General features: G+C 57.5%; 11 protein-coding genes. 8 read left to right on the forward strand and 3 right to left on the reverse strand.

Annotated elements, in window-relative coordinates; genetic code table 11:
• The first annotated feature begins 26 nt into the window (after positions 1–26).
• From HDE80_RS00460 to HDE80_RS00485, 6 genes are all read left to right on the forward strand, one after another.
• Positions 27–863 carry a helix-turn-helix transcriptional regulator gene (locus tag HDE80_RS00460; RefSeq protein ID WP_184666848.1) on the forward strand — a complete coding sequence of 279 codons (837 nt, stop codon included), beginning with the start codon at positions 27–29 and terminating at the stop codon, positions 861–863.
• Between the two features lie 84 nt (positions 864–947).
• On the forward strand, positions 948–1334 hold the full coding sequence (locus HDE80_RS00465) for a hypothetical protein (protein WP_184666850.1): 387 nt from the start codon (positions 948–950) through the stop codon (positions 1332–1334).
• Between the two features lie 294 nt (positions 1335–1628).
• Positions 1629–2270, forward strand: coding sequence for a GNAT family N-acetyltransferase (locus HDE80_RS00470; protein ID WP_184666852.1), 642 nt, complete (start codon positions 1629–1631; stop codon positions 2268–2270).
• Between the two features lie 600 nt (positions 2271–2870).
• Positions 2871–3761, forward strand: coding sequence for an alpha/beta hydrolase (locus HDE80_RS00475; protein WP_184666854.1), 891 nt, complete (start codon positions 2871–2873; stop codon positions 3759–3761).
• A 450-nt stretch (positions 3762–4211) separates the two neighbouring features.
• On the forward strand, positions 4212–4367 hold the full coding sequence (locus tag HDE80_RS00480) for a hypothetical protein (RefSeq protein ID WP_184667836.1): 156 nt from the start codon (positions 4212–4214) through the stop codon (positions 4365–4367).
• Positions 4368–4467: 100 nt separating this feature from the next.
• Positions 4468–4989: a nuclear transport factor 2 family protein gene (locus HDE80_RS00485; protein ID WP_345776399.1), complete on the forward strand. Its 522-nt coding sequence runs from the start codon at positions 4468–4470 to the stop codon at positions 4987–4989.
• Between the two features lie 189 nt (positions 4990–5178).
• On the opposite strand, the gene HDE80_RS00490 is transcribed toward HDE80_RS00485, so the two are convergent.
• Positions 5179–7188, reverse strand: a complete 2010-nt coding sequence (locus tag HDE80_RS00490) for a tetratricopeptide repeat-containing sulfotransferase family protein (RefSeq protein WP_184666856.1) — start codon at positions 7186–7188, stop codon at positions 5179–5181.
• A gap of 236 nt (positions 7189–7424) precedes the next feature.
• A complete protein-coding gene (locus HDE80_RS00495) occupies positions 7425–10091 on the reverse strand; it encodes a TonB-dependent receptor (protein WP_184666857.1) in 2667 nt (888 codons plus the stop codon).
• 1032 nt (positions 10092–11123) lie between these two features.
• Here HDE80_RS00495 and HDE80_RS00500 point away from each other — a divergent pair.
• Together HDE80_RS00500 and HDE80_RS00505 are read left to right on the forward strand one after the other, a co-directional pair.
• Positions 11124–12383: a chloride channel protein gene (locus HDE80_RS00500; RefSeq protein WP_184666859.1), complete on the forward strand. Its 1260-nt coding sequence runs from the start codon at positions 11124–11126 to the stop codon at positions 12381–12383.
• 308 nt (positions 12384–12691) lie between these two features.
• Entirely contained in the window at positions 12692–14263 is a 1572-nt protein-coding gene (locus HDE80_RS00505) for an oleate hydratase (protein ID WP_184666861.1), read from the forward strand.
• Between the two features lie 85 nt (positions 14264–14348).
• Here HDE80_RS00505 and HDE80_RS00510 read toward each other — a convergent pair whose 3' ends face one another.
• Positions 14349–15125: an SDR family oxidoreductase gene (locus HDE80_RS00510; protein WP_184666863.1), complete on the reverse strand. Its 777-nt coding sequence runs from the start codon at positions 15123–15125 to the stop codon at positions 14349–14351.
• Positions 15126–15356: the final 231 nt, after the last annotated feature.

Here is a 15356-nt window from a genome sequence, read left to right on the forward strand (position 1 = left end):
ATGGTATAAAAACCAACAGGATCGTCATGTCTACGCCCCTCGGCAATCAGCTCGGCACCTATTTGAAAGATCGGCGCACCCGGCTCGATCCCGCTACCTTTGGCTTCGCCACCGGGCGCAGGCGGACACCGGGCCTGCGCAGGGAGGAGGTTGCGCAGCGCGCCAGCATCAGCCCGACTTGGTACGCTTGGCTGGAGCAGGGACGCGGCGGGGCGCCTTCGGCCGATGTGCTCAATCGCATCGCCAAGGGGCTGATGCTGACCGAGCCGGAACGCGAACATCTCTTCATGCTCGGTCTTGGCCACCCGCCCGAGGTTCGTTATAAAGCCGCTGAAGGCGTCACGCCACGGTTGCAGCGTGTGCTTGATGCGATGGAGGTCAGCCCAGCGATCGTCAAGACCGCCCTGTGGGATGTCGTCGCTTGGAACCGCGCCGCGGCTGCTCTGCTCACCGACTACGGCGCGTTGCCTCCCATCGAGCGGAATATCCTGCGGCTGATCTTTTCCAATTCACGCGTACGCGCCGTGCAGGAAGACTGGCAAAGCGTGGCCCGCTTCGTCGTGGGAGCGTTTCGCGCCGACGCGGCTCGAGCTGGTGCAACGGCAGAGATCGCCCAGTTCGTTGAGGAGTTGTCCAGACTGAGCCCAGAGTTCGAAGCACTGTGGCTGGCCAACGACGTTAACGCGTATGGCGAAGGCCTGAAGCGCTTGCATCACGCAAAACTGGGTCTCTTGGAGCTTGAATTTTCGGCCTTCGCTGTTGATGGACGACCGGACCTTGGCATGATCGTGTACAACCCTGTGACCAGTCCGGACGCGGATCGGATTCGTACGTATATCAAGTCGCAGGTGGTGTTGAGTTAAGGTCCGCTTTCACCCACAGGACGCTTCTAAACAGAATGATGCAGTTCATGGTTGAACCATCCGCTACGGCTACAGGGGACAAGAATGAAAACACTTGGCTTGGCAATAGCACTGATATTTATTTCTATGAACGCGGTATATGCACAGCAAGCGACACCTGCCCGCGCGCCGCTTGCTCCTGGGCAGCTCGATGCTGTTTTCCTGTATGGCCGTGCGCAAGCCTTTCATGACATCGTTCAGGCGCAGCATTGCGATCAAATCGATGCGCAAACCGTGAATACGATCAATCAACGATTGGAGAATGCTCGCTCGCAGCTTGAAGCTCGCTTCGGTGCAAAGGCCGTGCCGGCGGGCGGTCAGGTGCCACCCCAAATCGCCGAACACTCATGCGATGCCATGACGATCGATTCCTACAGCAATCACATGCGGGAGCTTGAGCAGCATCTATCGCGCCTGGGCGCTAATAGCTGAAGGCCTTCAAAATCACGGTATACACGTCCGCATTCGAAGCAGACGTCATTCAGTGCAGATGCGACCATGCCGAGAGGTGGTCATGAATTCGGATGGATATTTGGACTGCTCGTCTTTACGTGGTTTGCTTGGCCCTTCTTTTCGTCCTGACCCATAGTAGTCGTCTTAGCCACTGAGACAGAGCAATGCTTCAGTCAAAAGTCACGGGGACGCTGTGACTGAGAGTCGACTAAGGGAACAGCGCATGCAGTCGCCGGAGAATGCCTCCCATCTGAGCACGACATACGATCAGCTATGACCACCTCCTACATCGATCCAACGCTCGTTTTCGCCTGGCAAACAGCGCATTCCATCGCTCGGGGATCCCCGCTCCCTGTTCACGATCGCGGCGGCTTCCGAGTAGATACCCACTCGGAAAAGGAACTAAAGCGCTGGGTATTTCCACAGCAATGTGATGGGCTGCGCGCAATCGCACATGACATTGCGGCTCCACGGCATTACTTGAAGCTGTGCGGCTCTAACGAAGAGCTGCGAAGGGCACTACCCGTTCACTGGGAGGTCCAGGCAGAAAACTATTTTATGATGGCGGCGGTGACTGCCCTCGATACAAAGCCTCTGCCGAATGGATATAGGATGGAGCTTCATCAGGCTGGGCCAGTCACTCGAGCTCGCGTCATCGCACCGGGCGGCGAGCTCGCTGCAAGCGGATGCGCGGCAGAAGCTGCAGATGTCTTCATTTATGATCGAATCGAAACCGCGCCGGATCACAGGCGAAAGGGATTGGGTGTCGCGGTGATGATCGCTCTTGGAGCAGCGAGGAAATCTCTCATAAGCCCGCAGCTTCTAGTTGCGACGGAAGATGGCCGCAATCTCTATGCGAGCCTCGGTTGGACGGTACTTGCGCCATTCGCCACTGCAACAATTCCGGAAAGTTGAGCCTATACGCGGATTGATCTCGCGGCCCGGCCACGCTCATTACAGTAGCGAGACTTTTGAACGACCGACCCAGGGAAACGTTAGGCTTCGAAACACCGGCCGAACGATTTCAACAAGCTGCTGCACTGACCGATTGAGACCGCCACCCAAAGCGGACACTTCAAAGCAACGCAGTTTTCAGGAGAGTCGAATGGAAACGAAGGATGGAAAGACAAAGTGGCGACAGCTGGCACTCGTATGTCTAAATCAAACCTTCAAATTGGCTGCTTTGCTCGTTCTTTCCGCAACTCTTTGTTCTTGCGCCACCGGAGATGACGCGAGGAAATCTCCAGGCGATAACAACTATCCGGCGCCGAATCCTTCCGCCAAACGATACTTCCTCTTATCCGGTACGCGCCGACTGATGTGGAGTTTGATGAGATCACCCAGCACTTCGTGCCGCCATCTGACGAAGAGGGTTTCCACATCATTTGCCATGAACAGTAGTGGGCGACGTACCGTCACATTCTTGTGTATGTCCACTTCCGAAGTCGACATGGGAGACACATTGACCAAGACCTTTACCGTAGGTATTTCATCCAGTGTACCGGCAGGATACGCATGATAAGTGCCTTTATAGACAGTCTGTTGGCGCGTATTCCGGCGAGGCGACAGACGGGTATCACCGGAGAGTTCCAACACATTCGTTTCATCGAAACGCCTGTGGGCAAAGTGCGCGTGTATGACTCCGGATCGACAAAGCCATGCGTAGTGATGGTTCCCGATGGACCCAACGTCATCGAGCACTACGATGTAGTGCTCGATCTGCTCTCACAGCAGTTGCGTATGGTGTGTTTCGACATGCCCGGTTTTGGCTACTCCCACCCACGGCATTCCTATGAGCATTCGCTGGATCAAGGCGCCCATGCTGTCCTGGGCGTACTTGATGGCCTTGGCATAGAGAGAGCAACCCTGGCGTTTAGCTGTGCTAACGGATTTTACGCTTTGCGTGCTGCCAAGCTTGCGCCGGAGCGGATTCCAAATCTGGTCCTGTCGCAGACTCCATCACTCACAGCCATGCATGCCTGGACGGCCCGCGTTATCCCGAGAGCACTGCGTGTTCCTGTCATAGGGCAGATCGCTGCGTGGCTCTTTCGTCAAAAGGCTGCGACCAGCTGGTATGGCATAGCGCTTCCCAGGACGACAGACCCGCAATTTTTTCGAGAAACGGCGTTGAATGCTCTTTCTGGTGGGGCATGTTTTTGCCTTGCTGGCGTCGTTCAAGGATTGGCCAGAGAAAAGATGGCTTCGTTGTGTGGAGTGACGGTGCCATGCACGATGATTTGGGGTGAGAAAGATCACTCTCACCGGGGTACCGATCCCAACTCACTGCACGAATGTATCCCGCAGGCCGAGATCCTTCATTTCCAGGATTGTGGGCACTTTCCCGACATTGAACAGCCCGAACGCTTTGCTGAAATCCTCATCGATCAAGTGGCTCGATACGCGTAACCGTCGCTCTCTCAAATGTCCGTTTCTTGGCCGCAAGCGGACGTTTCCACCGAGAAGCCGGTCGATCCGCAAGGGCGGCAGCTAACCAACGGCCTCTGAAAATAAAGTTGGTCAACGAACCGATCGAACGGCGCATGGCGTAAGTAGCCAAGCTTTGGGTAGCCAAGCTTTGGAAGATCGCGCACATGGCGCTCAGAGCGTCACTTGATGAAGCTGATCGGCTTCCGGAAGTCAGAAACCAAGCTCATCCGTCGGTGCGGCGCCTGATCCCCTCATCCGCTGTCCGTGCCCTGTCCGGACAGTAGTGGCGCTGTCCGCGGGCAATCGCTCTTGCCGAATGGCAATGGATGAAATGGCTTGGGAATGCGGCTTTCAAGAGATTCGAGCCTTTGGCACGAGCTTTGCCATATGTCTCATTGAAAGCTTCCTACCTACTCACGGAGAACCGCCATGAAATTCGAGACCTTGATGCTGCAGAGTCTTTTCGCCGCCTGCCTGCTGATCTGCCTGCTGACCTTGGGTGCCATGCTCACTTCGCAAATAACCGTGCCGAGCGTTGTGGTCAGCCATGCTCCCGTTGCGGCCATCGAAAGCTTGCTGAGCTGAGTCACCGACGCAAGCATGAGGCATGCTAAATAGCTCGGGCAGGTAACCCCGCATTGAAACGCGGACAGATGTCATCCATCAAGGAGTAGTCCACTTGGCTGTGAATCAATTCAGTAAAGCCGCATTGGCTGCCTATTTTCTTGCTCAACTTGCGTGGGGGATAACGCCGGCCTATGCCCAGTCGGAAAGTGATGACGCGGCACTGACACGCACTATCACTGCGCTCGATGCGAAGGTTTTCGATGCATACAACAGCTGCGATCTGAAGGCGTTTGGCAGCTACTTCTCGCCAACGGTCGAGTTTTATCACGACAAAGGCGGCGTGACCTATGACCGCGAAACGGTTGTCATGAACACCCGCAAGTACATCTGCGACAAAGTGCACCGGGAGTTGATTCAAGGGTCTCTCAAAGTCTATCCAGTCAAGGACTATGGTGCCATTGAGGAGGGCGAACACATTTTCTGTGAGATAAAAACAGGTGCATGCGAGGGCGCCGCCAAGTTTCTGATGATTTGGCAGAACACGGATGGAAAATGGTTGATGACGCGAGTCATCAGCTATGGACATCGGGCCTTGTTGCCGGCTGAAAAGGAAGCGCTCAAATTGCAAAGTCATCCCTGACATGAGCGCTTCACCCACGATAGGTTGTGTGTCAGGGATCCTGATTGCCACTGGCTCTCGTCGCCACCGTGGTGGTGAGTTACGCAGAGCCTGACAACGCATCCAGCTGGACGGGTGTGCCGCTCAACTCAGGAATTGGCAGATAGGGTCACGTCTTCAGTGCGTCGGAACTTAAGGGCGCGGCAACTACTAGCGATAGCGAACCAGTGCATCGCCGAGGGCTTCCTTCAGCGGAGCCAGCCAGGGCTCGTATTTCGTCCACTGATCGACGCCATCGCGGAAGATCGGTTGACGTACCTGTTCCGAGCTGGCCGTGCGCACGCTGCGCGCCGTCTTGTAGAACTCAAGGCAGGATGGCTCGAATGTCAGTCCGCAGAAATCGAGAATCCGCCGCACGTTGCTCTCGAGATCGTCGACAACATCCTCATGATGGATACGCAGTACGCGGCCCGGCAGTACCTCGTCCCAGTGTTGCATGACATCGAGATAGGTCCGGTAGTAACGCGCGATATCCTCGACGCTGTAGGCGAATTCCTGACCCGTCGCAAAGAGCTGTTTCAGATTGCTGAAACAGCAGGCGATCGGTTCGCGCCGGACGTCGATGATCTTCGCGTTGGGCAGGATCAGATGGATCAGGCCGATATGCCGGAAGTTGTTCGGCATCTTGTCGATGAAGTACGGCTTGTTCCCGCGATAGATGCGGGTATCGCTCAAGTACGTTTCGCCAAGCCGCAGAAAATCCTCGGGCGCGAGATCCGTCAGTCCGCCCGGATAACGCGGGCTGTCGAGGTCGAGTTCCCGTCCTTGCAGGTCGAGCACCATGCGTGGAATCTCGCCCAACTCATGGGTACCTTCGACGCGTGAATGGGATGCCAGTATCTGCTCGATCAAGGTGGAGCCGGCACGCGGCAGCCCGACGATGAAGATCGGGTCCGGGCGCTGATCGCCAAAGCCTTCGCGGCTGGCGAAGAACTCACGCGTGCAGACTTCTATCTGCTGGCGCGTGTTGGTTTCGATGATCTCGGCACGGTAGCGGCTCTCGGATCGTTTGAGTGCGTTGCCCCGGCTGTAATAAGGCCACGATTCGGCGTAATCACCGCGATCCTCGAACGCCTTGCCGAGCGCGAAACACAGATGGTAGCGATCGACGACTGGTGTGGTCGGTGCTGCTTCCGCAGCGCGCATGCGGGTGATTTCCTCATCAGTGAAGCGATACGTTTTCAGGTTCGCCAGGCTCCAGTAAGCGTCACCGAAATCAGGACGAGCCACTGCCGCGGCGCGATAGGCCCCGATCGATTCCGCCTGTCGCCCCTGCGTCTTCAGCGAATGCGCGAGCGACAGATGCAGGTCGGCCGCGCCGGGCAGCTCTTGCAGAAGATTCTGGTACAGCGTGATGGCGCGATCGTGTTCACCCAAGCCGACGCTCGCGCTGGCGTATAGCGCCCGGTAATCGAGATGATTTGGCTCGATCGCAAGCAGCTTCTCGGCCTCTTCGCAGGCACGCTGATACAGATGTCGCTCGAGCAGTACGGATGCATAGTCGTAGCGTGCCGCACGATAATCCGGGGCGATCTTCAGTACGGCGTCGAGCAGTATTTCGGCATCGTCGAGTACGTCGCGCGCAAGGCCGATACGCGCGAGCAGGCGCATCCCCTCGACATCGTTGCCCGCTTTGAGCAGATAGGCGCGGATGACCTGTTCGGCAGGTTCAAGTTCGCCGTCCGAGAAATGGCTGGTCGCGCGCACGACATCGGGCGCCATGCGCTTGAGCGTGGCGACGTGCGAGGCGGCGGTCGCCGCGTTGGCGGCATCGCCCGTCATGCGGTAAAGGCCTTCGAGAAGGTTCCAGCTCGAGGGCAGCGCTGGATTGATATTTACCGCACGCAGCAGCGCATCGATCGCGTGCGGCGCATCGCGCAGCACCACGTAACAGTGGCCGCGCTCCTCGTACACACGACTGTAATGAGGGTGTTCCTGTTCCATCCGCGCCAGCGTTTGCAACGCGGCGTCGATCTGTCCCAGATAGCGTTGATTGCGGGCTACGAGATAGAGCACCTCGTAATGGTCTGGCGCCTCGGTCAGCAACGCCTGCGCTGCCTGCAAGGCATGCGCGTACTGCCCGTCCACGTGGAGCTGGCGGATGTGCTGGATTTGAAGCTCCAGCGGCGAGAAGATTGGATCGGTTGCCGTAGCGTTCATGGGGACCAAGGAAAACCATTAAAAATGGGGGCAGGCTTGAAGCCCACCCCCATTCTATTTGCATCGACTTCGGGCGACGTTAGCTTAGAGCCTGCCTACGATCCCTGCGCAGCCCGCTTTGCGCCTGAGCGGCCGCCATGCGACAACGCGCGAGCCAGTCTGGCGCTGCACCACGCACTGCCACCTGACGGCCGCTCAGATACAACGCGAACTGCACAGAGACCGTAGACAGACTCTTAGAACTTGAAGCCCATCTTCAGACCGATGACGCGCGGATGTATCGGCACCTGCGACTCGATGAACTGGGCCGAGGACGTAAACACGCTGGCATGGCTGTTGTTGAGGTTGGTGCCGTAAAGCGACACGTTCCAGTTGTCCTTGGCCACACCCACCGATGCGTCGACGGTGTTGTAACCGGCCTGCAGGTAACGCAACTCCACCGTGGTGATATCCGTCACGCCCGCGCCGCTCGGATAGGTGGCCGGCTGGTTGTACATCGAACCGGTGCGGTTCGCCCCAATTTGCCAGAAAGCCTTGTAGCCGCCGCCGAATTCCCAGTCGTAACGGAAGCGCATATTGAACTGCGAACGGGGCGAGAACGCCGGCGTGCTGCCCACGTCGCCGAACGGATTGGCGAACGACGACTCGGCGCCAATGGCTCCGGTTTCGACGATGCACGAGTTATAGCCGGCCGACCCCGGAATATTGTTGACCAGGCACGGTGAGTTGGTCTGTTTGGCATGGTTGAGCGAACCGGAGCCGATAAGGGACAGGCCATCGGTAATGCGCGCTTGGAATTGCAGTTCCAGACCCTGCACCTTGTAGTTCGGCCCGTTGACCGCGAAGGTGGTGTTACCCAGCACCAACGGATTGAAGAACTGCATCTGCACGTTGTCCCACCGCATGTCATACAGTGAGCCGTTGATCAGCAGGCGGTCATCGAGAAACTCGGTTTTGAAGCCGATTTCGTTGTTGGTCAGCGTGTCGGGCGCGTAGCTGATCGGTTTCTTGTACTGCGGCTCGCCATCGAGCTTAGCCACGTCCGAGGACGTGCGGTTGAAACCACCCGGACGGAAGCCTTGCGAGAAGGTGTAATACACCATCGTGTCCGGCGTGATGTGCCACGTCAGGTTCGCATTGCTCTTAAAGCCATGGTAGGTGGTGTGGGAATTTATCACCGTGTCATCGCCCACATAGGTACCGTTGGGGACGTTCACCTGGGCGCTGGTGGTATAGAACTCCGTACCGGTCTCCCACTCGGAGTAGTGGTAATAGCGCGTGCCGGCGGTCGCGGTCAGGACATCCGGGATGATGTCATACGACATCGAACCGAACGCGGCCTCCTGCTTGTAACCGCGCTTCGCGTTTTCACCGAAGGCCGTGCCAGCGGGGAGCACGACACCCGGCGAGGACTCTGCAACGGCTACGCAGGGATTACCGCCGGCGAGAGCACTGGCGAGGTTTTGCGGCGTACAGGACGGAATCGTGTTGTAGTTGAAACGCATGTGATCGTCGATGTTGAAGTCTTCATAGTACAGACCACCGATGACACGGAAGCGATAGTCTTCCGGTGTGCTCAGCCGCAGCTCGTGGCTCTGGTGCGTGCTGGTCACGTGGTCGTTCCAATAGCCGGCCGGCGAATAGCAGACCGGCTTGCCGGCGCTGGAAATGCCCGCCGAAGTACCGGTGCATTGGTAGTACATGCCACCCGCGCTGCGCGAATAGTTGGTGTAATCCTGCTGCTCGCTGATGCGGCGATTGGTGTAGCCACCGGTGTACACCACCGAAAGGTCGCCGATCTGGCCGTTCAACGTCCAGGCGGTGTTGGTGTCATGGTCATTGTTCCAGGCCGGCACGAACGCGGTGATCTGGTTGGTGCCAAGCGTCTGGCCGTCCGCACCCACCGGATACGTCGAGGACTGCCCCTTGGCATCCAGGTTCTGGTAGCTCTCGGCGACCAGGAGGTTCCAGTCGTCGTTGATCTTCCACAGTCCGGACAGGCGCGCTCCTTGGGTATCGACCGGATTCCAGTTGTTTTGCGCCACGGAATAGTTGTTGAAAACCGAGGTGCCGCCGGCGGCCACATAGGGAGCCATCGCACCGCCGCCGTCTGTGGGCTGACGGGTGAACGTGCTCGGCACGTTGTCGATGTAACCGCCCTGATGATCGTTGTAGATCACGCCGCGTAAAGCGAAGGTGCCGGGAATGATCGGCAGATTCAGCACCGCATTGGCCGAATTGTTCGGAGCGCCACCGGCGGTCACACTGGTACTGGCTTCGGCGCTGCCGCTGACCTTGTCGAGATTCGGCTTGTTGGTGATGTAGCGCACGGCGCCGGCTTCGGCGCCGCCACCGAACAGGGTGCCCTGCGGGCCTTCGAGCACTTCGACGCGCTCCATGTCGACCATATAGATATCGAGGTTACGTGCGGGGAACTGCATGGACTGGTCGTCGAGATAGACGGCCACGTTCGGGAACGGTGCGATGGTCGCGCTGGACTGGTTGCCAAGGAAGCCGGTGCTCAGACCGCGCATGTAGATGTTGCCCTGGCCCGGGCCGTTTGCGGCAAAGGTCACGTTGGGCAGGTATTTGATCAGGTCATTGAATGACGTGACATTCAACTGCTGCAAAGTGTTGCCGGTGAAGGCCTGAATCGTGATCGGAACGGCCTGGATGTCTTGGGTGGTGTGCTGAGCCGTCACTGTTACCGTCTGCAGCGTGTTCGCATTGGACGGGCTAGCGGCGTTGGCCGGCGTCGCGTCGGGCGAGCTTGCTGCAGGCGACGTGGCACCGAGGGTGGCGGTTGGTGCGCTGTTGGTGGGTGTGGTGTTATCAGCGGCATAGGACACGGGGGTCGCAGCGAGCGCAGTCAGCACCGCGAAGGCGATCTTATTGACTTTCAAGGGTCTCTCCAGATGGTCTGTAACTGAGTGTCACAACGACGCGGATGGCGCCGCTGACGGCATGGCGGGTGTGGAGTTGTTGGGTCGCGCTGGAAACAGAAAAGCGGCAAGCAGAGCAATGCGTGGTGGAGCGCGGAGCAACGCGATAAAGCACCCTTGAGGTGAGTGGAAAGATTTAAGCGTTCCCCTAGGCACGCCTTGCAGATGACGGCCCTCCCATTTCAACTGAATCTGATTGCACAAATGTTGTGCAGATATTTCACCGTGACTTCGCGGAAGCGACATCCTTGGCTACTTATCTAGATCGCCTCGTCTAAGGGGATGTCCAGACGCCGCTGTAGTGCATCAACTCCAAGGCACATGTTGGCAGTGGGCTTTCTCATGACGAATCGAAAGAGATTGCGAGTCAGCGCGAAATCGGCATCGTGCGTTGCTTCCGTCAATCGCTCCCCGATATGAAGGTGCAGATGTCCCTCTAACCATCGGCCTGCATGTTGCAGTGGATCATTGTGTTCTTGCCGAAATAAATTGCGGGCCGGTGGAGAGGACGAGGTCATCGACGCCACACATTCGATCGAATCAGCCTGCGTCAGCAGCGACACCCGGTGCGCACGTGCGGGTGAGTGGTATTCATGGTTCTTCCTATGGCTTGTCACAAATGTCTAGTTATCTATGAGTCACGTGCGAAGCATTCCAGCAGCACCGCGTGCTGCTGCCATGACGGGCGATAGACAAGCTAAGGAAGTGGTATGAGCGAAGCGGCAATCGGCGCTTTGACGGGTGGTTTCTTTCCAGTGGGGGAATACTATCGAGCAACGTAGAAGGACGTCGCCATGCAACGACTCGTTGCCTTGAATGGGGTTTGACGTGACGTTGGTACCTGTCTCTTTGCCGGAGGTCTTCAGCTTGATCGTTCTAAAAGATGTTGGTCGAATACTTCTCCCCGAGCCTCGGTGACTTCCGGAGAACACCATCGTGAGTGACAGCGAGAAAATTTCAGTAGGGCCATCGGGGACACGTTCAAATACGCCCATGTTCATTCTTGTTGGCGTCACGGTTTGCATAGGCGTAGGGGCAGGGCTGGGTGGCATGGCATTGGCCTTGCTGCTGCATTTTCTTCAGCACCTCGCCTACGGATACAGCATGGGCGCGGTGATGGGTTCGCAAAGCTTTCTGCAGGGCGTGACGGCATCTGCGCCGGTGCGTCGAGTCTTGGTGTTGCTGATATGTGGTTGTGTGGCGGGTCTTGGCTGGTGGGCGGTCTATCGCCTGGGGCGACCGCTAGTGAGCATCGGCAAGGCGATCAAGGCAGACGATCCGCGCATGCCGGTCGCCACGACGGTTGCACACGCCTTGCTGCAGATCATCACCGTGGCGCTCGGCTCACCGCTCGGCCGCGAAGTGGCACCGCGAGAGATCGGAGCCACGTTCGCAGGGTGGTTGTCGCACCGTATCGGTCTGACTGCGCAGGAAAGCCGGATCATGGTCGCGTGCGGTGCGGGTGCGGGTCTCGCGGCTGTCTATAACGTACCGCTCGGCGGCGCCATCTTCGTGCTCGAAGTCTTGTTGGGCACATTCACTTCGGCGGTTGCGATCCCGGCGTTGCTTACATCGGTGATTGCGGCGGCGGTGGCGTGGATCGGGCTGGGCAACGATTCGCAATACACGGTCCCGCACTTCCAGATCAGCTATTCCCTGGTCATCTGGTCGATCGTGATCGGACCTGTCTTCGGATTCCTCGCCTATTGGTTCTCTCGCTTGACTGCCGCTGCGCGTGCGAAAGCCCCGCGTGACTGGCGCTTGCTTCCCTGTTGCATGGTGGCGTTCGCCATCATTGGTCTGGTCGCGATTCCTTATCCGCAGCTGCTAGGCAACGGCAAGGGTCCGATCCAGCTGGGATTCAACGATGCTGTCAGCATTCCACTTGCCGTGACTTTGCTGCTGTTGAAACTTTTGGCCATAACGGGGAGCCTGCGCGCAGGTGCGGAGGGCGGTCAGCTGACGCCAGGGATGACGATCGGCGCGATGCTTGCGATCATCACCGGCGGTCTCTGGAACGCGGTATGTCCGGTGGTCCCATTGGGCACATTTGCCATCGTCGGTGCGGCGGCCTTTCTCGCTGCTTCGATGCGAATGCCGATCACCGCTATTGTGCTTGCCGTTGAATTCACCCATGTCGATCACGACTATCTGGTGCCGGTCCTCTTCGCTGTGGCCGGGTCCACCACAGCGCTGAGGATGTGCATCCGCCATTTTGATGCAAGCGCTTCAAGGGCTGTGTATCAACACTGATCCTCTGCAAGCGCGATAGGAATCAAGCTTGCGCGGCGATGATGAGCGCCAACACATGCTTGGTAATGACGAGTGTCCAATAAGAAGTGTTAACCACGATTATTGAAAGTCGCGGAGAGTACGATCCGTAAACTCACGCTATCGAACGCAACAGCCCAACTTCCGCACGTAATGCGGTGCCATTGGTACTTGCTTCACCGAGCGTTGACGAGTCTCTTGCTCTCGAATAGTCACTTCGCTTCGAGCGATACAATCGTAGGTGCTTTTCGGTACATATCTCCGCGTGTTCCCCACAAGGCAGGTGACCCATGGGCAAATACTATTTCGTAGGGAGCGGTATCGCTTCATTGGCCGGCGCGGTGTTTCTGATCCGCGATGGCGGTGTGTCAGGCAAGGACATTGTGATCCTTGAGGAGTCGCACGAGTTCGGCGGCGCGTTTGACGCGCATGGCAATGCCGATACCGGTTACTACATGAGTGGGAGCCGGATGTTTGAAGCGATGTATCAGTGCACGTTTGACCTGTTGGCATCGATTCCCTCCGTGAGCAATCCCAACATTTCGGTCAAAGAAGAAACCGATCTCTCCAACAAGGCGACACCTTGGTACAACAAGGCGCGGCTGGTCGACCGCAACGGCAAGATTCCGGATTTTCACACCATGGGCTTTACCGAGAAGGACCGGCTGGACCTGGTCAAGATCATGGCCGAGCCGGAAGGAATGCTCGACAGCAAGCGCATTACCGACTGTTTCGAAGAGCATTTCTTCCAGACCAACTTCTGGTTTGAATGGTGCACCCTGTTTGCATTCGAACGCTGGCACAGCGCAATCGAATTCAAGCGCTATCTGCAACGATTCGTGCATCATTTCTCCACGATCGATACGCAAGAGAACATCTACCGCAGCCTGTACAACCAGTACGACAGTTTTGCCGTACCGCTGGTGCGCTGGCTGCAGGATCGGCAGGTGGATTTTCGCTATGCTGTGCGCGTCGACGATCTGCATTTCAAATCAGGAACCGATGCGATCACGGTAACCGGCATCGAATACCGCGAGCAGGGCGCCAATGGTCGTATCGATATCGGCGACGGTGACATGGTGTTTGTCACCAACGGTTCGATGACGGCCGACAAGGTGTTCGGATCGATGACGCAGGCGCCGCTCATGAACCGCAGCAACAAGGCGGGTGCCTGGAAGCTATGGGAAACGCTGGCCGAAGGCAGGCCGCATTTCGGCAACCCTGCAGCGTTCAACGGCAACATCGCTGAATCGTCATGGATTTCGTACACCGTCACGGTCAAGGATCCGCTGTTCTTCGAGCTGATCGAAAGCTTCAGCGGCAGCAAACCCGGTACGGGAGGACTGATTACCTTCAAGGACTCCAGTTGGCTGATCACGATCTCCATCTACCATCAACCGTTCTTCCCCAACCAGCCCGAAGATACGTTTGTGTGGTGGGGCTATGGTCTGTTCCACGACCGTCCCGGCGACTATGTCAAAAAGCCCATGGCCGAATGCAACGGTGCCGAAATCCTGCAGGAGGTGCTGGGGCATCTGCACTTCAGCGAGCAGGACAAGGACGCCATCATCGCCAGTTCCAACTGCATTCCCTGCACCATGCCGTATATCACCAGTCAGTTCATGGTGCGCAAGGCCGGCGACCGGCCCAGGGTAATTCCACAGGGATCGACCAACCTCGCGTTCATGGGTCAGTACGCCGAGCAGCCCGATGACGTGGTGTTTACCGTGGAGTATTCAGTACGCTGTGCGATGAACGCGGTATACACCTTACTGAAGCTGGATAAGAAGCCACCAGCAGTCTACAAGGGACTGCACAGCCCCAAGGTCATCGTCGATGCGATCCGTACACTGCATCGTTAAGCCATCAATGCGGCTTTCATACCAACGATTGCTGCTGTTGGGTGAGTGGCGAACGTTGAAGTCGCGAAAGACACGGCCGTGAGGCTCACGCAATGGAACGTAGCAGGCCACCTTCCGCGCGCAGTGCAGCACCATTGGTTGCGGCCGATAACGGGCTGGCTAGGTAGGCGACGAGGCTGGCGATCTCCTTTCCGTCGATAAGGCGTTGCAGCAGCGAGCTGCTACGGTGTTTCTCGAAGAACTGGTGTTCGGCCTCTTCGGCGCTGGCCCCGGGTGTAGCGATATTTTTGAGAAAATCGACAATGCCCTCCGAGCGGGTGGGGCCAGGCATGACGCTGTTGACGGTGACGCCGGTGCCCTTAGTGAGCTCAGCCAGGCCACGCGACAGGGCCAGCTGGGAGGATTTGGTGACGCCGTAATGCACCATTTCCGGTGGCGTCATGATGCCGGATTCGCTGGAGATGAAGATCACCCGGCCCCGATTCTTTTTCAGCATGCGTGGAAAGTAGTGGCGCGACAGGCGCACGCCGCTGAGCACGTTGACCTCGAAAATTTTCAGCCAGTCCTCATCGGTAATGTCGGCGAATGGCTTGGCTTCGTAAATACCGAGGTTGTTGATCAGGATGTCGGCATCGGGTACCGCGGCAATCAATGCGGCGGCACCTTCGGCCGTCGCGAGATCAGCAACGATTTTCTGCAATCCCGCGGGGTTGTCGGGAAATGCTTGATCGAGCTTGGCCCGGCTGCGGCCCGGCACGATTACCGAAACGCCTTCGGCCAGCAGGGTTTCGACGATGGCCAGACCAATGCCGGCACTGCCGCCGGTGACGATTGCAGTGTGGTTTTTCAGTTGCAGATCCATGGTGTGTCCTTTGTGAATGCATTGAGCGATTGTCATGGCGAATCGATGGTGTGCCATCTGCATGCATCACGCATCGATCATGGTTGAATGATGGTAGTGATTGATAAAAATGATGTGCGTGCAAATTCTGATCGATCAAGTACAGATGAAGAACGTCATGCACTTATTTTCACGGTCTCATGCAAAGTGCGTCTCTAACCTGGGTTCCAGCGTTCAACCATGAGCGCTGTG

Origin of the sequence: Rhodanobacter sp. A1T4, assembly GCF_014207185.1 — a bacterium.
In the GTDB taxonomy this organism is placed as follows: domain Bacteria; phylum Pseudomonadota; class Gammaproteobacteria; order Xanthomonadales; family Rhodanobacteraceae; genus Rhodanobacter.